The organism is Acidovorax sp. WCS2018Noco2-16, assembly GCF_031843945.1.
Classification (GTDB): domain Bacteria; phylum Pseudomonadota; class Gammaproteobacteria; order Burkholderiales; family Burkholderiaceae_C; genus Paracidovorax.
In genome coordinates, this window is record NZ_JAVTJJ010000002.1 from 807744 (window position 1) to 826930 (window position 19187).

The 19187-nt window shown below is 67.5% G+C and carries 17 protein-coding genes; 5 read left to right on the forward strand and 12 right to left on the reverse strand.

Annotated elements, in window-relative coordinates; genetic code table 11:
• Window positions 1-71 precede the first annotated feature (71 nt).
• Together RQI28_RS09110 and RQI28_RS09115 are read right to left on the reverse strand one after the other, a co-directional pair.
• The gene (locus RQI28_RS09110; RefSeq protein WP_311224003.1) at window positions 72-1481 is read right to left on the reverse strand and encodes an MFS transporter; all 1410 of its coding nucleotides are present in this window, start codon (window positions 1479-1481) and stop codon (window positions 72-74) included.
• Window positions 1482-1672: 191 nt separating this feature from the next.
• Complete coding sequence (locus RQI28_RS09115; RefSeq protein WP_311224004.1) at window positions 1673-2503, reverse strand: shikimate dehydrogenase; 831 nt, start codon at window positions 2501-2503, stop codon at window positions 1673-1675.
• Between the two features lie 281 nt (window positions 2504-2784).
• Here RQI28_RS09115 and RQI28_RS09120 point away from each other — a divergent pair, with 281 nt between their 5' ends.
• Window positions 2785-4671, forward strand: coding sequence for an ABC transporter ATP-binding protein/permease (locus tag RQI28_RS09120; RefSeq protein WP_311224072.1), 1887 nt, complete (start codon window positions 2785-2787; stop codon window positions 4669-4671).
• Between the two features lie 18 nt (window positions 4672-4689).
• On the opposite strand, the gene RQI28_RS09125 is transcribed toward RQI28_RS09120, so the two are convergent.
• Together RQI28_RS09125 and RQI28_RS09130 are read right to left on the reverse strand one after the other, a co-directional pair.
• A complete protein-coding gene (locus RQI28_RS09125) occupies window positions 4690-5652 on the reverse strand; it encodes a tripartite tricarboxylate transporter substrate binding protein (RefSeq protein WP_311224005.1) in 963 nt (320 codons plus the stop codon).
• Window positions 5653-5702: 50 nt separating this feature from the next.
• Window positions 5703-6620: a dihydrodipicolinate synthase family protein gene (locus RQI28_RS09130; protein ID WP_311224006.1), complete on the reverse strand. Its 918-nt coding sequence runs from the start codon at window positions 6618-6620 to the stop codon at window positions 5703-5705.
• Window positions 6621-6734: 114 nt separating this feature from the next.
• On the opposite strand from RQI28_RS09130, the gene RQI28_RS09135 reads away from it, so the two are divergent.
• Window positions 6735-7652 (forward strand): LysR substrate-binding domain-containing protein, encoded by a 918-nt coding sequence (locus RQI28_RS09135; RefSeq protein WP_311224007.1) that lies wholly within the window; start codon window positions 6735-6737, stop codon window positions 7650-7652.
• Here RQI28_RS09135 and RQI28_RS09140 read toward each other — a convergent pair.
• Complete coding sequence (locus tag RQI28_RS09140) at window positions 7649-8140, reverse strand: putative toxin-antitoxin system toxin component, PIN family (protein ID WP_311224008.1); 492 nt, start codon at window positions 8138-8140, stop codon at window positions 7649-7651. The genes RQI28_RS09135 and RQI28_RS09140 overlap by 4 nt on opposite strands.
• The gene (locus RQI28_RS09145) at window positions 8130-9413 is read right to left on the reverse strand and encodes a THUMP domain-containing protein (RefSeq protein ID WP_311224009.1); all 1284 of its coding nucleotides are present in this window, start codon (window positions 9411-9413) and stop codon (window positions 8130-8132) included. The genes RQI28_RS09140 and RQI28_RS09145 overlap by 11 nt, the downstream gene beginning before the upstream one ends.
• 119 nt (window positions 9414-9532) lie before the next feature.
• Between RQI28_RS09145 and RQI28_RS09150 the strand changes: the two genes are divergently transcribed.
• Both RQI28_RS09150 and RQI28_RS09155 read left to right on the forward strand, forming a co-directional pair.
• Window positions 9533-11407: a methyl-accepting chemotaxis protein gene (locus tag RQI28_RS09150; protein ID WP_311224010.1), complete on the forward strand. Its 1875-nt coding sequence runs from the start codon at window positions 9533-9535 to the stop codon at window positions 11405-11407.
• 189 nt (window positions 11408-11596) lie between these two features.
• Complete coding sequence (locus RQI28_RS09155; RefSeq protein WP_311224011.1) at window positions 11597-12130, forward strand: TspO/MBR family protein; 534 nt, start codon at window positions 11597-11599, stop codon at window positions 12128-12130.
• Window positions 12131-12148: 18 nt separating this feature from the next.
• Here RQI28_RS09155 and RQI28_RS09160 read toward each other — a convergent pair whose 3' ends face one another.
• The 6 genes from RQI28_RS09160 to argS all read right to left on the reverse strand — a co-directional run bounded on the left by RQI28_RS09160 (window position 12149) and on the right by argS (window position 18653).
• Window positions 12149-13735, reverse strand: a complete 1587-nt coding sequence (locus tag RQI28_RS09160; protein WP_311224012.1) for an RNA polymerase factor sigma-54 — start codon at window positions 13733-13735, stop codon at window positions 12149-12151.
• Window positions 13735-14457 (reverse strand): LPS export ABC transporter ATP-binding protein, encoded by a 723-nt coding sequence (gene lptB, locus RQI28_RS09165; RefSeq protein WP_311224073.1) that lies wholly within the window; start codon window positions 14455-14457, stop codon window positions 13735-13737. The genes RQI28_RS09160 and lptB overlap by 1 nt, the downstream gene beginning before the upstream one ends.
• 80 nt (window positions 14458-14537) lie before the next feature.
• The gene (lptA, locus tag RQI28_RS09170) at window positions 14538-15194 is read right to left on the reverse strand and encodes a lipopolysaccharide transport periplasmic protein LptA (RefSeq protein ID WP_311224013.1); all 657 of its coding nucleotides are present in this window, start codon (window positions 15192-15194) and stop codon (window positions 14538-14540) included.
• Between the two features lie 322 nt (window positions 15195-15516).
• Entirely contained in the window at window positions 15517-16173 is a 657-nt protein-coding gene (locus RQI28_RS09175) for a thiol:disulfide interchange protein DsbA/DsbL (RefSeq protein WP_311224014.1), read from the reverse strand.
• Between the two features lie 75 nt (window positions 16174-16248).
• Window positions 16249-16914, reverse strand: coding sequence for an SPOR domain-containing protein (locus RQI28_RS09180; RefSeq protein WP_311224015.1), 666 nt, complete (start codon window positions 16912-16914; stop codon window positions 16249-16251).
• 20 nt (window positions 16915-16934) lie between these two features.
• Window positions 16935-18653: an arginine--tRNA ligase gene (argS, locus tag RQI28_RS09185; protein WP_311224016.1), complete on the reverse strand. Its 1719-nt coding sequence runs from the start codon at window positions 18651-18653 to the stop codon at window positions 16935-16937.
• Between the two features lie 129 nt (window positions 18654-18782).
• Here argS and RQI28_RS09190 point away from each other — a divergent pair, with 129 nt between their 5' ends.
• Window positions 18783-19124, forward strand: coding sequence for a PsiF family protein (locus RQI28_RS09190; protein WP_311224017.1), 342 nt, complete (start codon window positions 18783-18785; stop codon window positions 19122-19124).
• Window positions 19125-19187: the final 63 nt, after the last annotated feature.

The following is a 19187-nucleotide window of genomic DNA, read 5'->3' on the forward strand; positions in this document are numbered from 1 at the left end:
GGTCAAAGAAAACCAGGCGCGTCACCTTTTCGAGGCCGCGCCAGCCCCGCGCACTTTACCCGTGCCGCGCCCTACGGGTTTTTCGTGCCAGCGCCGGCCTGGGCAACCGCTTCGGCACGCAGGCGGTCGTATTCCTGCCGGGGCACGGGCACGGCATTGGCGTCGCCCAGGTCACGCATTGGCACACGGAAGGTCTCTCGAGCGCTGAACGCCGCCACCGCCGAGATGATGGTGATACCGAACGCGATGGCGCCCACCGTGAACCAGATGTTGGTGGAGCCGGGAGGCGCGACGGCCGTGAACAGCGCGGGCAGCATGGCGGTGATGGCCGTGCCGATGTTCTGCGAGATGGCCATGGCCGACACCCGGGTGCGGGTGGGGAACAGCTCTGGGTAGAACGACGGGAACACCGCGTTGTAGCCCTGGTAGACCAGGCCCCACATCAGCAGCGACATGCAGATGGCGAGCGGCACGTTCTTGATGCTGATGGCGTAGAGGTAGCCGAAGGCCAACAGGCCAGACAGCAGCGCGCCGATGATGATGGGCGGGCGGCGGCCGATCTTGTCGGACAGGTTGCCCACGAAGGGAATCACCAGCACGGCCAGGATGTTGCCCAGCACGGGGATCCACAGGTAGATGTCCTTGGCAAAGCCGATGCCGTAGGCCGGCTGCACCGCATAGGCGGCGCCGAAGATGGTGGCGACGACGGGGATGACGTTCATCAGCGCCATGCACACCACGCGCAGCATGTCGGGCAGGTTGTACTTGAACGCATCGACGACGGGCGAACGCGCACGCTGCTTCTGCTCCGTCTTGTCAGTGAAGGCCGGCGTTTCGTCCACTTCGCGGCGGATGATCCAGCCGGCGATGATCACAATGAAGCTCAGCAGGAACGGAATGCGCCAGCCCCAGCTGTTGAACTGCTCGGTGGGCATGTAGTGCGCCAGCGGCAGGAACACGGCGGCAGCCATGATCTGCCCGGCCTGCACGCCTTGCAGCGTGAAGCTGGCAAAGAAGCCCCGGCGTCCGAAAGGCGCGTGCTCCAGGATCATCGAGCTGGCGCCCGAGATCTCGCCGGCCACCGCAAAGCCCTGAATCAGGCGCATCAACACCAGCAGCGCGGGCGCCCACAGGCCGATCTGGTCATAGGTGGGCAGCAGGCCGACGGCGATGGTCGAAAAACCCATCAGGAACATGCACCACACCAGCACCTGCTTGCGGCCGTGCGTGTCGCCGATGTGGCCCAGCACGAAAGCACCGATGGGCCGCGCCACGTAGCCCACGCCGTAGGTCGCCAGCGACGCGATGATCGCGATCGCCGGGTCGCCCTTCGGGAAGAAGATCTGCGGAAAGATCAACGCCGCGGCAGTGGCGTAGATGAAGAAGTCGTAGTACTCCAGCGCCGAGCCGATCCAGCCGCTGGCTGCGGCCTTTCGGGATTGCGGGCGGGGGCGAGCCCCGCGAGGCAGCGATTGGGACATGTGTGGGTCTCCGAAGGATGGCGCGGCGGCCAAGGAGCGCACGTGCCGACCCCCAGCGCATGCGCTGACGGATGGGGTTCCCCTTGCCCTGCTGCGTCGCTGGTGGTTCGACGTCTTTGTGTTGTGCGGGCGTGATTATTCACCCGCGGCAGGCGAGGCCGGCGAAAGGTCGGCTACCTGCCCGGCGCCGGTCATACCAACTGCGCGACCGCACGCAACGCTTCGGGCGTGGCGGTGCCGAACCCGAAGAACTCCAGGTACGCGGGAGCCATCTCGAACAGCATGTCGGTGCCGGGCTGCACGCGGCAGCCGCGCGCGAGGGCGGCCTGCAACAGGGGCGTTTGTTCGGTGGCCATCACCACTTCGCCCACCAGCGCGTCCGTGTCAATGCGGTCCACATCGAACGGCAGCGGATCGCTAGGCTGCATGCCCAGTGGCGTGGCGTTCACGACGATCCCGAAACCCGCAGGGTCGCGCGATCCGGTTTTCACGTACAGCCGAGGGTAGTGTTCGCGCAGCCGCTCGGCGAGCCGCTGCGCGCTGGCTCCGTCCACATCGAAAAGCATCAGTTCGGCCGCCCCGGCTGCCGCAGCCGACGCGGCGATCGCCGAGCCTACGCCGCCGCAACCGGCCACCACCACCCGCGCGCCGGCGAACGAGCACCCCTTGCGCTGCGCCCCCCGCACGAAGCCCGCGCCATCGAACTGGTCGCCCAGCAAGGTGCCGTCCGGGCGCAGCAGCACCGCATTGCAGGCCCCAGCAATGCGCGCGATGGGTGTGGCCTCGTCTACCAGCGCCATCGTGGTCACCTTGTGCGGCATGGTGATCAGCGCGCCCCGCACATTGGTGAAGCGAAAGATCTGCCGAAACGACACGGCATAGTCTTCGGGCCTGACGCCCATCGGGATCACCGCCGCGTCGATGCCTTGCCGTTCGAACCAGGGGTTGTAGATCAGCGGCGCCTTGAAGGCCGCAGTGGGATAGTCGATGTGGGCGATGAGAGTGGTCTTACCAGAAATCATGGGCGCGATTGGAACCCACCGCCGAGCCTCCGGGGCGCCCCGCGACACGCATCCACAGGTCGCGTGCGTTTCCGTAGCGCCGCGTGGGTGGCGTCCGACAGAGGCACGCTGTCCGGCCGAATAACGTCGCCCTCAGCGCTTCCGCTTTGTTTCGATAGCTTCGCATGCCTCCCTCTGCCTCCGCCGCGGCACCCCTGCCCCTGGCCGCCGACAACCCCGCCGGCCCCACCGATTCCTCGCGGCATGCTCCTTCCATGTCCATGGCGGCCTGGCGCCAGTTCATGAATGTCGCCAAGCCATACTGGCAGGGCGACAAGAAATTCGCGGCCTGGTCGCTGATGGGCCTGTTGGTGCTGTTGATGCTGCTGGAGACGCACCTGGCGGTGCTGCTCATCGACCGCAGCGGCGAGATGACCTCGGCCCTCGCCGCGCAGGACCGCGACCGGTTCTGGGACGCGGTGCAGACCTGCCTGATCGTGCTGGCCTTTGCGGTGCCGGTGTACGCTTTCTACTACTACATGCGCGACGCCTTCGCCAACCATTGGCGGCGCTGGCTCACCCACCGATTTCTGGACGGCTACCTGAACGGGCGCCGCTACTACGACCTGAACGCACAGGGCACCATCGACAACCCCGACCAGCGCATCAGCGAAGACATCAACAGCTTCACCGGGCGCTCCACGCACTTCCTGCTGATCTTCATCGGCGCAGGCATGCAGCTGGTGGCCTTCAGCGCCGTGCTCTGGTCCATCTCCCACGTGCTGGTGGCGTTTCTGGCTGTGTACGCGATCGTCGGCACGGTAGTGGCGCTCTATGTGTTCGGCGCGCCGCTGATCCGGCTCAACTTCTGGCAGTTGCGGCGCGAGGCCGACTTCCGCTTTGGCCTGATGCGCCTGCGCGAAAACGCTGAATCCATCGCTTTCTACCGCGGCGAGGCGCAGGAGCGCGCCCAGCTCGACCACAGCTTTCAGGCAGTGTTCAACAACTACGCAAGGCTCATCAAGCGGCAACGCTCGCTCAACCTGTTCCAGCGCGCCTTCAGCCAGCTGACCGTGGTGATTCCCAGCATCATCCTGGCGGACGCGGTGCTGTCGGGCGACATGGAAGTCGGCCGCGCCATCCAGGCAGCAGGCGCCTTCGCGGCGGTGCTGGCGTCGGTCTCGCTGATCGTGGACAACTTCGAGAGCCTGAGCCGCTTCGTCGCGGGCATTGGCCGGTTGGACACGCTGCGGCAGGCGCTGATGGGCGCACCGGAGCGCCGCGAGCCGCAAGAGCCTGAAGCCGTGACCGCCGCCCGCCGTGCCCACCGGCAGGAACGCCGAGAACAAAGGTTGGCACGCAAGCACGCTGGCACCACTGGCAACACTGGTAGCACCGGGAACGCCAGCACCGAGATGCCCGATGACGCAGATGGCGAAGTCACCGCAGCAGTTCCTCCTGCCGCGGCGCCCATCGCCTCGCTGTCACCGCCGCCCGCGCCTTTGCACAGCGGCGAGATCCAGGCCCGCGCTGGTGAGCGCTTTGCCATCGAGGGCATGACGCTCTACACCCCCGGCTTCGCCCGCCTGCTGGTGCGCAACCTCACGCTCGAGCTGCAGTCCGGCGACGCCCTGCTGATCACCGGTGCCAGCGGTTGCGGCAAGAGCTCGCTGCTGCGCGCCATTGCCGGTCTGTGGCGCACCGGCGAAGGCGTGGTGCATCACCCGCCGCTCGAAGAAGTGTTCTTCCTGCCCCAGCGCCCCTACATGCAGCCGGGCACGCTGCGCAGCCAGATGATCTACCCAGCCCGCGAAACCACGCTGACCGACGCCGAATTGCTGCAACTGCTGCGCGACGTGCAACTGCCCGATCTGGCCGAGCGCGTGGGCGGGCTGGAGTCGCGGCGCGATTGGGAAAAGCAGTTGTCCATGGGCGAGCAGCAACGCCTGGCGTTCGCCCGCGTGCTGGTGCGCCAGCCGCGCGTAGTGATCCTGGACGAAGCCACCAGTGCACTGGACAGCGCCAATGAAACCCTGCTCTACGCACGCCTGCGCGGCAGCGGCGCGTCGCTCATCAGCATCGCCCACCGCCCGGCGGTGCTGGCGCACCACACGCATGTGCTGCAGCTGACGGGCGACGGCAACTGGTCGTTGCACCCGGCCGAAGGATTCAAGTTCGATAGCGAATAGGCCTCCCTGGGGCAGCGCTCACTCGGGCTGGATGCCGGCGTCGCGAATGATCTTGCCCCAGCGCTGCAGCTCGGACGACTGGAAGGTAGCCAGTTCCTTGGGCAGCATGAAAGCGGCTTCCTGCCCAGTCTTCTCGATCACCTGCGCCACCGTGGGCGTCGCGACGGCGGCGCGCATCAGATCGCTCAGCCGCTGCACCACCGCAGCCGGCGTGCCGGCCGGGGCGTACAGCGCGTTCCAATACCCGAACTGGTAGCCCGGCAGGGCCTCGCTGATGGCGGGTACCTCTGGCACCAGGGGCGAGCGCGCAGGGCTGCTCATGCCCAGAGCGCGCAGCTTGCCGGCCTTGACCTGCGGCAGGCTGGTGGTCAGGTCCACGATCATCAGATCGATCTGCCCACCCACCAGATCCAGCACCGCAGGCGGGTTGGCCTTGTAGGGCACGTAGTTGAACTGGGTGCCGGTCGACTGCTGGAACAGCTCCATCGCCACGCGCGCCGACGAACTGCCCGAGCCGTAGTTCAGCTTGCCGGGCGATGCCTTGGCCAGCGCCACCAACTCGGCCACGTTCTGCGCCTTGACCTGCGGATGCACCACCAGCGCCATGTAGCCCTTGGCCAGCAGGGCGACGGGCTCGAAGTCCTTGATCGGGTCGTAGCCGATCTTCTGCAGCAGGTGCGGGTTGGCGGACTGCGTCGTGTTGGTCGTCATGAACAGCGTGTAGCCGTCGGGGTTGGCCTTGGCAACGTACTGCGCTGCGATACCGCCGAAGGCGCCCGCACGGCTTTCCACCACCACGGCCTGGCCGGTGGCCTTGGTGACCTCCGCCCCGATGGCGCGCGCCAGCCCATCGGTGGCGCTGCCGGGCGTGGAGCCGATGATGATCGTGATGGGCTTGGCGGGATAGGTCTGCGCCAGGGCAGGCGACGCGGCGGCTGCGGCAGCGGCGGCCAGGGCGAGCAGTGAACGGCGTGAAATCATGGTCTTGTGTCTCCTAAATGGTTGTTGTGAGGGGTGAGGGAAGAAGCCGGTCAGCGCAGCAGGTTCCAGCCCTGCAGCAGGGCGCTCAGTTCGTTTTGCGCTTTATCGGTCAGCGGCCAGGCCGATGGCGGCCGCGTGGCGCCACAGTCGTTGCCCATCAGCTGCAGCGCGGTCTTGACCACGGTGACGTTGGCGCCGTTGTTCTCCTGCGCGCGCAGCTCTTCGAAAGGCAGCATCTCGTCCACCAGGCGTGCGGCCAGCGGGTAGTCGGCCGCCTCCAGCGCGTTGTAGATGGCCATCGAGCGCTCCGGCAGCACGTTGATCAGGCCTGACGTGAAGCCCCGGGCACCCACCGCATAAAAGGGCGCGGCCCATACCTCGGCCAGCCCGCCCACCCAGGCCAGGTCGCGGTCGGCCACGCGGCGCATGGCAGCGGCCAGCACCAGCGGCGTGGGCGACGCCCACTTGATGCCCATCACCTGCGGAATGCGGCACAGCGCCTCAATGGCAGGCAGGCCGATGTTTTCGTTGCGCAAGTACAGCACCAGCGGCAGGTCGCCCGCCGCGTCGGCAATGCGGCGCACGTACTCTTCCACGCCGCGCGGCGCCACGAATGGGTCTGGCGGCTGGTGCACCATCAGCGCGTCGGCGCCGGCAGCGCGCGAGATGCGCGCCAGCGCACAGGCCTCGTGCACGCTGCGGCCCACGCCAGCCACCAGCGGCACGCGGCCAGCGACGGCCTGCGCGGCGATCTGCACGCCGCGCTCGGCCTCGCTGGCCTGCAGGCCATAGAACTCGCTGGTGTTGCCGTTGGCCACCAGCACGTGCACACCGGCCGCCACGGCGCGGTCCACCACGGGCTGCAGCGGCGCGGCCACCAGTTGGTCCTGCGCGTCGAAGGGCGTGACGAGAATGCCGGAAATGCCGTTGAGCGCTTCGCGCATCGCCGGTTGTGGAAATGATGCCATGGTGGGAAATGAGGGACAGTGGAGTGAAGCTGCTACTCTAGAAATCGAGACAGGCGCCGTCCAATCCAAACAGGCGATGGCGCCATCCAAGAATTGAATGGGGCCCTCTTTTCCGTGTTCCAACTCTCCCAACTGCGCTGTTTCGTGGCCGTGGCCACAGAGCTTCACTTCGGCCGCGCCGCCGCCCTGCTGCACATGACCCAGCCGCCGCTGACGCGGCAGATCCAGCTGCTGGAGCATGAAGTGGGCGTGCAGCTGCTGGAACGCGCGGGCGGTGCGGTGCGGCTCACGCCGGCTGGCACCATCTTCTTGCGCGAGGCCGAAGACATCCTGCGCCGCAGCCAGGCCGCCACACTGGCCGCACGCCGCGCCATGCAAGCCGATGCCGGCAGCGTCACGCTGGGCTACATCGCCGCTGCGGGCCTGGCCGTGCTGCCGCAGGTGCTGGCTACCATTCGCGACCACCTGCCGGACGTGCATGTGGTGCTGCGGGAGATGCAGACCTTCGACCAGCTCGACGCGCTGGCCGGCGACCGCATCGACTTAGGCATCGTGCGCCCCTTCGCGCCGCGCAGTTTTGCGGATTCGTCGCTGCTGCTGCAGGAACCGCTCTTGTTGGCTGTGCCCAGCAGCCACCCGCTGGCCGGCGAAGATGCCGCGCCGCTGATTGCGCTGCAGGGCCAGCGCTTCATCGAATATTGCCCGTCGGAGACGCGCTACATCTACGAGCTGATCGCCGGCCGGCTGCGCGCCGAGGGCGTGGCCCCCGACACGGTTTTGACGGTGAGCCATACGCATTCGATTCTGTCGCTGGTGGATGCGGGCTGGGGCGCGGCGCTGGTGCCGCAGTCGTCCAGGCGGCTGGGCTTTGCGCACGTGGCCTATCGCCCGCTGCTGGACCCGAACGGCCTGCATGCCGAGCTGCACCTGGCCTGGCGGCGCGAGAGCCGCCACCCCGTGGCGACACGGGTGCGGGGCGTGCTGCAGCAGGCGTTTACCGCAACGGCAGCAGCGTCCTCAGTCGCTTGCTAAGCTTCTGCGGCCTCGGGGGTGGCTGCAGCCTCCAGCACCAGGGCCGTCGCCACATGCGCATCCAGCGTCAGCAGGCGCTTGCGCATGCAGAGCACGGCCTTGTCCTTGCTGAGCAGGATGGCGCGGTGTTCCACCGCCAGGTCGATGAACTTCTGGTCGTCCGCGTCCTTGCAGACATAGGCCACCTTGGGCGCGACGCCCACCAGCCGCACCTGCGCATCGAAGGCGGCCAGCACCTGGGCGGCGTCCACCCGGTAGTGGTTCATGCGCTCCACGATGTGCACATAAGCCAGCACGCGCTCCAGCTCGTCGCGCATGACCTGCGTGGCGATCCAGGCGAGGCGCCCCTGGGCCAGCAGCTGGCGCAGCGGCGCGGTGCGCGGGTCGGAAAAGATCATCAGATCGAGCGCCACGTTGGTGTCCACCACCACCGGGCGCACGGGCTCGTCGGCGCCCGCAACGGCGGGCAGGCTCAGTTCAACCGGCATCGGCCGCGCTGGCGGGTGGCGCTACCTTCGGAGCACGGTCGCGCGCGGTGCCCTTGACCATGTCGAAGCGGAACAGGCGGCATTCGATGGGGCCGTTCCACATCGGCACGCGGCGAGATTCCTTCAGGCGCATCTGGCTGGGCAGCTTCAGGTCGGGCGTCAGCATCCAGGCCGTCCAGCCGCTGTAGTTCTTCTTCCAGTGCGATGCCAGCTGGCTGAAAAATTCACCGCCGTCTTCGGTTTGCGCGGTTTCGCGGCCGGCGCGGTCCAGGTGCTCCATGCGCTCTGCCGCGTTGCGCCCGGCCGTGCCGGCAGCGGCAATGCGCTCGCCGTAGGGCGGGTTCAGCAGCATCACGCCGGGCTGGTCGGTGGGCGGCATGCGCTGCAGCGCGTCGCCACCGCGCAGCTGCACGGCCTGTGCCACGCCCGCGCGCTCGGCATTGCGCTGGGCAAAATCGACCATGCGGTGCGATACATCACTGCCAAATATGGGTGTAGCGCTTGTCCTGATTGCGCCTTCTGCTTCATTTTTGATAGCAGACCACACATGCGCCTGGAACGGCAGCAGTTTCTCGAAGGCAAAGCGCCGCAGCATGCCGGCCGGAATGTTGCAGGCCATCTGCGCCGCCTCGATGGCGATGGTGCCGCTGCCGCAGCAGGGGTCGTAGAGCGGCACGGGCGCGTCGCCCAGCGGGTCCCAGCCGCTGGCGGCGATCATGGCGGCGGCCAGGGTTTCCTTGAGCGGCGCGTCGCCCTTGTCCTCGCGCCAGCCACGCTTGAACAGCGCTTCGCCCGAGGTGTCGATGTAGATCGTGGCCTCGTCCGTGGTCAGGTGCAGGTGGATGCGCACGTCGGGCCACTGCGTGTTCACGTCCGGCCGGGCGCCGCCCTTGGCGCGAAAGCGGTCGGCCACCGCGTCTTTCACCTTCAGCGCAGCAAAGTTCAGGCTGGTCAGCGGGCTGTGCTGGGCGGTGACGTCGATCTTGAAGCTCTGGCGCGTGGTGAACCAGATCTCCCAGGCCACCTCGCTGGCCAGACCGTACAGGTCGTTTTCGTTGCGGTAGGGCCGGTGTGCCAGCTGCACCAGCACGCGCTGGGCCAGGCGGCTGTGCAGGTTCAGGCGCAGGGCGTCGCGCCAGGAGGCACGCACCAGCGCGCCGCCCCGGCCGACGAGCAGATCGTCGCCCGTCAGGCCGGTGATGCCGTGGACTTCGTCGGCCAGATAACCCTCGACGCCGGCGGCGCAGGGCAGAAAGAGTTGGAGTTGATTCATAAAAGTGGCCTCAAGGATACGCGTTGCCGATCCGATAAAGAGGCTACGGCTATCGCCGGACGACCCGCGCTGCCGTTGACCGAATGCCACAGCGCATCACCGAACCCCTCAGGATCCCCATGCAACTCAGCCTCCGAGCCCGCCTCATCGCGCTCAGCGTCGCCATTCTCACCGCGGCCATGCTCGCCCTGGCTGTAGCCAACTTCATCACGGTGCAGCACCACGTTCAGTCCACCGTGGATGCCCAGAGCCGCCAGCTGGTGGCATCCCAGGCACGCACGCTGGCGGACTGGGTGGAATCGAAGCGCCTGCTGACCCACACGCTGATCCTGGCCATCGACCAGCCGGAGCCACGGGGCGTGCTGCAGGCGCTGCGCGACGGCGGCGGGTTCTCGGATGCCTATGTCGGCTTTCCGGACAAGCGCACCCTGTTCCTGAACCCGATGCCGGCGAGCTACGACGTCACGTCGCGCCCTTGGTACAGGCAAGCCGTTCAAGAGGGCAAGCCCATCGTGACCGCGCCCTACCTGTTCACATCCCCGCCCGAGGTGGGCGTGACGTTTGCAGAACCGGTCGGGCCCGCAGGCAACCCCACCGCGGTGGTGGGCACCGACGTGCTGCTGACCACTGTGGTGCGCAACGTGGGTGCCATCAAGCCCACGCCGGACAGCTTCGCCTTCCTGGCCAACCAGGCCGGTGCGATCGTCACCCATCCCGACACGTCGCTGACGCTCAAGCCCGTGTCCGCCCTGTCGCCCAATCTGCAGCCCGCCACCCTGCGTGAGCTGGAAAAGGCCGCCGCCGGCATGCGCACCGACATCAACGGCACCGACTACTTGCTGTATGGGCAACCCGTGCCCGGCACCGACTGGCAGTTGGTGATTGCCGTGCACCGCGGCCAGGCGCTGGCGTCCATCGACACGCTGCTGAAGGTGTCGGCGACCACGGTGGTCATCTCGCTGGCGCTGGCCATCCTGGTGCTCAGTGCCGTCATCGCGCGCGCCTTGCGCCGCCTGGCCCTGGTGCGCGACGCGCTGCAGGACATCGCCTCCGGCGACGGCGACCTGACGCGCCGGCTGCAAACGCATGGCAACGACGAGCTGACGCACATCGCCCACGCCTTCAACAGCTTCGTCGACAAGATCGCCGCCGTGCTGGTGCGCATCCGGGCGTCGTCCGAATCGGTGCGCCTGTCCACCTCCGAAATCGCCAGCGGCAACCAGGACCTGTCGGCCCGCACCGAGCAGCAGGCCAGCTCGCTGGAAGAAACCGCCGCCGCCATGGAGCAGCTCACCGCCACCGTGCAGCAGAACGCCGAGAACGCGCGCCAGGCCAACCAGCTGGCGACGGGCGCATCGGACATCGCGACGCACGGCGGCACCGTCGTGGGCCAGGTGGTCAAGACCATGGGCGGCATCGATGCATCGGCCCGCAAGATCGTGGACATCATCGGCGTGATCGACGGCATTGCCTTTCAGACCAACATCCTGGCGCTGAACGCCGCCGTCGAAGCCGCCCGTGCGGGCGAACAGGGCCGGGGCTTCGCCGTGGTCGCATCCGAAGTGCGCACGCTGGCCCAGCGCAGTGCCACCGCCGCCAAGGAGATCAAGACGCTAATCGACGATTCAGTAGCGCAGGTCGACGCCGGCAGCAAGCTGGTGCAGGACGCCGGCGCCACCATGGACAAGGTGGTGGACAGCGTGCGCCGCGTGACGGCCATCGTGGCCGAGATCAGCAACGCCAGCCAGGAGCAGAGCACCGGCATCGCCGAGATCGGCAGCGCGGTGAGCCAGATGGACCAGGCCACGCAGCAGAACGCGGCACTGGTCGAAGAAGCCACCGCCGCCGCGCAATCGCTGCAGCAGCAGGCGGCGCAGCTGGCCGACGTGGTGGCGGGCTTCAAGCTGGAAGCAGCGGGGCACGCAGCGGGCCTGGGTGCTACGACGCATGCCTTGGGCTCACCTGGCGGGCAGCGTGCATTGCCCGGCCTTTGAGCTTGGCGCCCTGTTGAAGTTTGAGGTCTTTTTGGCCTCTAGCGCTTATTCCGTAAGCGTTAATAGCTATTAAAATAATAGCATCGCCTCATTCAGGCAAGCCGTGTACGACCGACACGGCGCGCCGTCTGACAAATGCGGCCGCGCCTGGCCTCCGGGGGGTGGCCATGCGTCGGCGATGATCGGGCGATGACATCGCACTACACCTCTGCGGCACCTGGCGGGCCGCTGCACCGCTCCCCTGCGCGCACCTGGCTGGCCCTGGCCGGCTGGCTGGCACTGGCGTTTCTCACCGCCGCTATCGGCAGCGTCGCGTCGGTACAGGCGCCGCAGTTCTACGGCCAGTTGGCGCAGCCCGGCTGGGCGCCGCCGCCTTCGGTGTTCGGCCCGGTGTGGACGGCGCTCTTCGCGATGATGGGCGTGGCCGCATGGCTGGTCTGGCGCCAGCCGGCCGGCGCGCTGCGGCAGCGGGCGCTGGTGCTGTTTTGCGTGCAGCTGGTGCTGAACGCGCTGTGGAGCTGGCTGTTCTTTCAGTGGCACCTGGGTGCCTGGGCGCTGGCGGACATCGCCGCCCTGTGGATCACCGTGGCCGCCACGCTGGTGGCGTTCTGGCGGCTGCGGCCGCTGGCGGGCGCGCTGCTGGTGCCTTACCTGGCGTGGATCACGTTCGCCGGGGCGCTGAACTTCACGCTCTGGCGCATGAACCCGCAGCTGCTGGGCTGACGACCCGCAGCGGCCGCGTCAAAGCGCCTTGCGCAGATTGGCCGGCGCGATCTTGAGCGCCTCGCGGTACTTGGCCACCGTACGGCGCGCGCATTCGATGCCCTGCTCTTTCAGCATGGCGGCGATCTGGCTGTCCGACAGGGGCTTGGCCAGGTTCTCGGCCGACACGAACTGCTTGATGAGCGCGCGCACCGCCGTGCTGGACGCGTTGCCGCCCGTCTCGGTGCCCAGCCCAGAGCCGAAGAAATACTTCAGCTCGTAGGTGCCTTGCGGCGTGGACATGTATTTCGCCGTCGTCACGCGGCTGATGGTGGATTCGTGCAGGCCCAACTCGTCGGCGATGTCGCGCAGCACCAGCGGGCGCATGGCGAGCTCTCCGTGCACGAAGAAGTTGCGCTGCCGGTCCACGATGGCGCGCGACACGCGCAGGATGGTGTCGAAGCGCTGCTGGATGTTCTTGATGAACCAGCGTGCTTCCTGCAGCCGCTGCTGCAGCGCCTGGTGGCCTTCGCCGCCCCGGTTGCCACGCAGCGCGCCGGCATAGACGTCGTGCACGCGCAGGCGCGGCATCACGTCGGGGTTGAGCTGCACGTTGAAGTTCTGCTGCGAGCCGCGCCCGGTCTTCTTGACGATGACGTCGGGCACGATGATGTTGCGCTCCACGTCGGCAAAGCGCCGGCCGGGGCGGGGCTCGAGCCGCGCGATGAGCGCCATCGCCAGGCGGGTGCGCTCCTCGTTGCCGCCACCGCAGCTCTGGGTCAGCCGCCGCACGTCGCGCTTGGCCAGCATCTCCAGCGGCTGCTTGCAGATGCGCAGCGCGGTCTGCAGTACCTCGGCATCGCCCTCTTTGTCGGCGGCCAGCGCACGCAGCTGCAGCGTCAGGCATTCGGCCAGGCCCCGCGCGCCCACGCCCGTGGGCTCCAGGCTTTGCAACAGGCGCATGGCCACGGTGAAACGGTGCACCAGTTCTTCGATCTGCTCGGTGTCTTCCGGGCCGGCCAGGCTCACGGCCAGCGATTCGAGCGAGTCTTCCAGGTAGCCGTCGTCATTCAGCGATTCGATGAGAAAGCGCAGCGCGGCGGTGTCCACCTCCGACAGCCGCAGCGAAAGCGCCTGCCGGTGCAGAAAGTCGGTGAGCGACAGGTTGCTGCGCGCCAGCTCGGTCGCGTCGGCATCGCCATCGCTGTCGCCCGACCGATTGCGGGCGGGCGCGTCGCCGCCCCACTCGCTGTCGTCAGGCGAAAAGTCCACGGTGCCGTCGCCTTCCCAGTCGGGCGCTTCGGCGGCGGTGGCCTCGGTGCTGGCCGGCGTTTCAGCGTCGTTTGGGCCTTCAGCGCTGGTGGATGCTGCGCTGGGTGCTACGTTATAGAGAGCATCGTCGGACTGGCGGTCATCGTCCGCCACGGGGGTGTCGGCCTGCTGAAGGCCGAATTCCTCGCGCGGCGCGTCTTCGAGCGTGCGGTCGAGAAACGGGTTCTCGTCGAGCATCTGCTCGACTTCCTGCGACAGCTCCAGCGTGGACAGCTGCAGCAGCCGGATCGATTGCTGCAGTTGGGGCGTGAGCGCGAGGTGTTGCGAGACGCGCAGTGAAAGGCCGGGCTTCATCACATCCGAAAGTGCTCGCCCAGGTACACGCGGCGCACCTCGGCGTTGTCCACGATGTCGGAAGGCGTGCCCTGCGCCAGCACGTTGCCGTCGCTGATGATGAAGGCGTGGTCGCAGATGCCCAGCGTCTCGCGCACGTTGTGGTCGGTGATGAGCACGCCGATGCCGCGCTCTTTGAGGAAGCCGATGATCCGCTGGATCTCGATGACGGCGATGGGGTCGATGCCGGCGAAGGGTTCATCGAGCAGGATGAAGCGCGGCTGCGTGGCCAGGGCGCGGGCGATTTCCACCCGGCGGCGCTCGCCACCGGAGAGCGCCAGCGCGGGCGATGCGCGCAGGTGCTCCACGCGCAGTTCCTGCAGCAGCGCGGTCAGGCGCTCTTCGACTTCGGCGCGCGGCAGCGGCTTGCCGTCTTCGCCGGTTTGCAGCTCCAGCACGGCGCGCACGTTCTCTTCCACGTTCAGCTTGCGGAAGATGGACGCCTCCTGCGGCAGATACGACAGGCCCAGCCGCGAGCGGCGGTGAATGGGCATGTTGGCGACCGACTGGCCGTCGATGCGGATGTCGCCGCCGTCGCTGCGCACCAGCCCGACGATCATGTAGAACGACGTGGTCTTGCCGGCGCCGTTGGGGCCCAGCAGTCCGACGACTTCGCCCTTTTGCACGGTGAGCGACACGTCCTTGACGACCTTGCGGCTGCCGTAGGACTTTTGCAGGTGCATGGCCTCCAGGCGGCTGCCGCCGGGCACGAGGGCCGCATCGGGAGTAGCAGCGGCGGAGGCGGTGGGGGAGAGGGACTCGCTCACTTGCTCGCGCCGCCGTTGCTCAGGTCGGTGCTGGGCCGCAGGGTGGGCGCCGGCGTGGCAGCGGGTGCGGCGGGCCGGGCGGCGCCAGCGGCGGGCTCCTTGGGAGCCAGCACCGCGCGCACGCGGCCGCCGGGTGTGCCGGACGGCGTGCCATTGGGTGCCGTGCGCTGGCCGTCCACGGTGAGCACGTCGCTCACGCTGTTGTAGAAGATCACGGCGCCGGACATCTCGTCGGTCGGCGTGGCTTCGCGGTAGCGGCGCAGCTCTGCGCGGCGGGTGAGCTTCACGGTCTCGGCACGGCCGTCGTATTCGATGATCTCGCCTTCGCCTTCGACGAATTCGTCGGGCGCACCGGGCAGGGTGTCGCGCTTTTGGCGGAAGAAGGCGCGCTTGCCGGGCTCGGCCGTCACCACGCCGTGCTGAAAGCCGTCGGGGTCTTGGCGCACGTCGAGCCGCGCGCCGCGCAGCACCATGGTGCCCTTGGTCAGCACGACACGGCCGGTGAAGACGCTGGTCTGCTGAAGTTCATCGTGGCGCAGTGCGTCGGCCTCGATGTTCATGGGCTTGTTACGGTCGGCCTTTTCGGCACGGGCGCCCCACGAGGCACAAGCCAGCGCAGAGAGCAGGAGCAGCGGGAGGAGTCTGTTTCTCATAGGGCACGAATCTTGCAGACATTGTACCGGCCACCAGCGGGCCTTAGCGGCGCTGGCAGACGGCAAGAAAGGCGCGAAGGCCAACCCGCATCATGCACGCGCCCAGACGAGGCGGTAAGGCGCAGGGGAGAACAGCGCGGGGGACGCAACGCCGAGAATAACAGTCAAATAGCCCCCTAGCGCTTATGTGTCAAGCGCTGACAGCTATTAAAACAATAGCTCAACATGCACCGATGATGCGCCCATGAAAAAGCGCGCCCTCGGGCGCGCTGGAAGCGATGGGCCTGGGGCGGGTATCCGCCCAAACCCGAGGCAGAGCCGATCAGCCCTTGCGGGCCACGCCCACCAAATAATCCACCACCTGCAACACGCTCTGCATGTTGCCGGCCATCGTGCCGTCGGTGTAGTAGCGGCCGGCCACACCCATCGAGGGCACGCCTTCCACGCCGTACGCTTCCTGCAGTTGCGCCGACTTGCGCACCTGGTTGGAGACGCTGAAGGAGTTGTACGACTCCTTGAACTTGGCCACGTCCACGCCCTGTTTGCCGATCCATTCGAAGATCAGCTCATCCTTGTTGAGGGGCAGGCGCTCGACGTGGACGGCGCGGAATACCTTGGCGTGCAGATCAGGCAGCTTGCCCATGCCTTCCAGCGCGAAGTACAGCTTTTGCTGCGGCACGAAGCTGGCGTTGAAGGCCACGGGCACGCGGCGGATCTGCAGGTCTTTGGGCGCTGCCTTCATCCACACTTCCAGCGCGGGCTCGAAGGCGTGGCAATGCGGGCAGCTGTACCAGAAGAATTCGATCACCTCGACTTTGCCGGCGGGTGCATCGACCGGGGCGGGCTTGGCGAGCTTGGCGTAGTCCTTGCCTTCCTTGAACTGACGGGCCTGCGCGAACGCGGGCGTGGCCACGGGCAGGGCGGCGGCAGAGGCGGCCAAAGCCGTGGCGGCGGACAGGGAAAACTCGCGGCGTTTCATGAAAAATTCACTCCTTGGTCGGTCAGAAGGTTGTGAGCAGCCAGAGGCCGCAAAGTTTCGTCGGGGCGACGGCCGTCAGCGCTGAACGCGCACCAGCGCGGATTCGACACCGGCGCCGTCGAGCTTGTCTTTCAGCGATTCGGCATCGTCGCGCTTGGCAAAGGGACCCACGCGCACGCGGTAGACGGTGCGGCCGTTCTGCTCGCGCTCGCTCACGCGGGCCTCCCAGCCCAGCATGGCCATCTTGGCGCGCTGGGCGTCAGCGTCGCCCTGCGTGCGGAAGGCTCCGGCCTGCACAAAGTAATCGAAGGGGTCGGCAGCGCCAGCGGCCGGCGCAGCCACCGCGGCGGGGCTGGCGGCCGAGCGGGCCTTGGCCAGGTCGCCCAGCGGGTCGCCGCTGGCGGGCTTGCTGGCCGCGCCGCGTGCCACGGGGGCTGCGCCCACGGGCGGCGCCGTCACGGTGCCGGTGGCGGGCGTGGCTGCGGCGGGGTCGGTGCCTGCCGTGGCCGGGGTTGCGGGTGCTGCGGGACGGGCAGGGTTCTTGCCGTACAGCGGGGAATTCGGGTCCCAGTTCTTGTTGCGCTGCGCTTCGTCCTGGTCAGACCCGCGCGAGCTGCCCTTGTTCAGGAAGGGCACCGGCACCTTGGTGACGTACACGGCCACGCCCAGCGCGGCACCCAGCCCGATGATCATCCCGACGATGAGACCGACGGCCGTGCCCCCGCGTTGCTGTTTCTTCATTTGGCTAGCCATTCGTTCATTCACATTCTGGCGGGCGCGCTCACGCCCAGTACCTTCAATCCATTGTGCAATACCTGCGCCGTGGCCGCGACCAGCGCCAGGCGGGCGCGCTTGACGGCTTCATCCTGAACCAGAATGCGCTCGGCGTCGTAGTAGCTGTGATAGCTGGCAGCCAGATCGCGCAGGTAGAAGGTCACATCGTGGGGCGCTTCGCCCTCGGCAGCGGCCGAGAGCATTTCGGGGTACTTGGCCAGCTGCAGCATCAGCGCCTGGGCCTGCGGGCCTTCCAGGGCCGACAGGTCGACGCCGCGCAGCGATGCCACGTCGCCACCGCCGGCCCCTTCGGCCTCTTGCCAGGCCCGCAGCACCGACTGGATGCGCGCGTGGGCGTACTGCACGTAGTACACCGGGTTGTCGTTGTTCTGCGCCACGGCCAGGTCGACGTCGAAGGTGTATTCGGTGTCGGGCTTGCGGCTCAGCAGGAAGAAGCGGACTGCGTCCTTGCTGGTCCACTCGATCAGATCGCGCAGCGTGACGTAGCTGCCCGCGCGCTTGCTGATCTTGACCTCTTCGCCGCCCTTGACCACGCGCACCATGGTGTGCAGCACGTAGTCGGGGTAGCCCTGCGGAATGCCGGCGTCGGCCGCCTGCAGGCCGGCGCGCACGCGGGCGATGGTGCCGTGGTGGTCGGTGCCCTGAATGTTCACGACCTTGGTGAAGCCGCGTTCCCACTTGGCGATGTGATAGGCCACGTCAGGCACGAAGTACGTGAACGTGCCGTCCTTCTTGCGCATCACGCGGTCTTTGTCGTCGCCGTAGTCGGTGGTCTTGAGCCAGAGCGCGCCGTCCTGCTCGTAGGTATGGCCGTTGGCGATCAGGCGGCCCACCGTGGCCTCGACGCGGCCGGAGGTGTAGAGGCTCGATTCCAGGTAGTACTCGTCGAAATGCAGGTTGAACGCCTGCAGGTCCTTGTCCTGCTCGTTGCGCAGGTAGGCCACGGCGAACTGGCGCACATTGTCGTAGTCGTCGACATCGCCGTTGGCGGTGAACTCCCGGTCGTCGGCCTTGACCGTTTTCTTCGCCAGAAAGTCGTTGGCGATGTCCTGGATGTAGTCGCCGTTGTAGAACGCCTTGGCTGCAGGGTTCTCTGGGTCGACGGGCCAGCAGTCGTCGCCCGGCTTGAAGCCCTTCGCGCGCAATTGCGTGCTCTTGGTCAGGGTGTCGATCTGCACGCCCGCGTCGTTGTAATAGAACTCGCGGTGCACGCTCCAGCCCTGCGTAGCGAAGATGTTGCAGATGGCATCGCCCAGCGCCGCCTGGCGGCCGTGGCCCACATGCAGCGGGCCGGTGGGATTGGCGGACACGAACTCGACCAGCATGCGCTGGCCGTTGCTGGGTTGCACACCGAAGCCCTCGCCGGCAGCCAGCACCTCGCGCACCACTTCCTGCTTGGCGGCGGGCTTGAGGCGAATGTTGATGAAGCCCGGGCCGGCGATCTCCAGCGCCTCGACCCAGCGGCTAAAGGCCGGCGTGGCCATCAAGGATTCCTTGAGCGCCTCAGCCAGTTGCCGGGGGTTCTGCTTGGCGGCCTTGGCCAGCTGCATGGCGGCGGTGCAGGCGAAATCGCCGTGTGCAGCCACCTTGGGCGATTCAAAAGCAGCGCGCCCGGCAGCGCCGGGCGACAATTTTTCCAGCTCGTCGGCCAGAGCCGCGAGCAATTCCTGTTTGACGGAGAGCATGGGGGCGGATTCTACGGGGACAGGTCATCCGCGCCGCGCACGGCGGCGTTATGCTGGCTGAGCCCCGCCCGTCCAGGCTGCGAAGGCAACGGGCGAGGCTTTTCACCCCCTCAACTGCAGGAGCATTACATGAAGAATCTGCTTTCCCTGGTGACTGCCGCCACCCTCGCCCTGACACTGGGCGTCGCCGCCCATGCCGCGGACGCGCCCGCAACGGCCGCATCCGCCCCTGCCAAGGCGCCCACCGCGCAGCAGAACAAGATGGCCACCTGCAATGCCGACGCCAAGACCAAGGCACTCAAGGGCGACGAGCGCAAGGCGTTCATGAAAGAGTGCCTCTCGGCCGACAAGCAGGCCAAGCAGCAGGACAAGATGACCACCTGCAACGCCGACGCGAAAACCAAGGCGCTCAAGGGCGATGAGCGCAAGACCTTCATGAAGAGCTGCCTGAGCACCAAGCCCGCCGCCTGACGCCTCAAGCCCCGCAAAACCCCGCCCGCCCACCCCGGCGCGCGGGGTTTACTTTTGCTCCGG

Excerpts from the sequence above, each read along its gene's own strand:
- RQI28_RS09110 (WP_311224003.1), bottom strand. The coding sequence starts at position 1,481 with ATGTCCCAATCGCTGCCTCGCGGGGCTCGCCCCCGCCCGCAATCCCGA.
- RQI28_RS09115 (WP_311224004.1), bottom strand. The coding sequence starts at position 2,503 with ATGATTTCTGGTAAGACCACTCTCATCGCCCACATCGACTATCCCACT.
- RQI28_RS09120 (WP_311224072.1), top strand. The coding sequence starts at position 2,785 with ATGAATGTCGCCAAGCCATACTGGCAGGGCGACAAGAAATTCGCGGCC.
- RQI28_RS09125 (WP_311224005.1), bottom strand. The coding sequence starts at position 5,652 with ATGATTTCACGCCGTTCACTGCTCGCCCTGGCCGCCGCTGCCGCAGCC.
- RQI28_RS09130 (WP_311224006.1), bottom strand. The coding sequence starts at position 6,620 with ATGGCATCATTTCCACAACCGGCGATGCGCGAAGCGCTCAACGGCATT.
- RQI28_RS09140 (WP_311224008.1), bottom strand. The coding sequence starts at position 8,140 with ATGCCGGTTGAACTGAGCCTGCCCGCCGTTGCGGGCGCCGACGAGCCC.
- RQI28_RS09145 (WP_311224009.1), bottom strand. The coding sequence starts at position 9,413 with ATGAATCAACTCCAACTCTTTCTGCCCTGCGCCGCCGGCGTCGAGGGT.
- RQI28_RS09150 (WP_311224010.1), top strand. The coding sequence starts at position 9,533 with ATGCAACTCAGCCTCCGAGCCCGCCTCATCGCGCTCAGCGTCGCCATT.
- RQI28_RS09155 (WP_311224011.1), top strand. The coding sequence starts at position 11,597 with ATGACATCGCACTACACCTCTGCGGCACCTGGCGGGCCGCTGCACCGC.
- RQI28_RS09160 (WP_311224012.1), bottom strand. The coding sequence starts at position 13,735 with ATGAAGCCCGGCCTTTCACTGCGCGTCTCGCAACACCTCGCGCTCACG.
- lptB (WP_311224073.1), bottom strand. The coding sequence starts at position 14,457 with ATGCACCTGCAAAAGTCCTACGGCAGCCGCAAGGTCGTCAAGGACGTG.
- lptA (WP_311224013.1), bottom strand. The coding sequence starts at position 15,194 with ATGAGAAACAGACTCCTCCCGCTGCTCCTGCTCTCTGCGCTGGCTTGT.
- RQI28_RS09175 (WP_311224014.1), bottom strand. The coding sequence starts at position 16,173 with ATGAAACGCCGCGAGTTTTCCCTGTCCGCCGCCACGGCTTTGGCCGCC.
- RQI28_RS09180 (WP_311224015.1), bottom strand. The coding sequence starts at position 16,914 with ATGAAGAAACAGCAACGCGGGGGCACGGCCGTCGGTCTCATCGTCGGG.
- argS (WP_311224016.1), bottom strand. The coding sequence starts at position 18,653 with ATGCTCTCCGTCAAACAGGAATTGCTCGCGGCTCTGGCCGACGAGCTG.
- RQI28_RS09190 (WP_311224017.1), top strand. The coding sequence starts at position 18,783 with ATGAAGAATCTGCTTTCCCTGGTGACTGCCGCCACCCTCGCCCTGACA.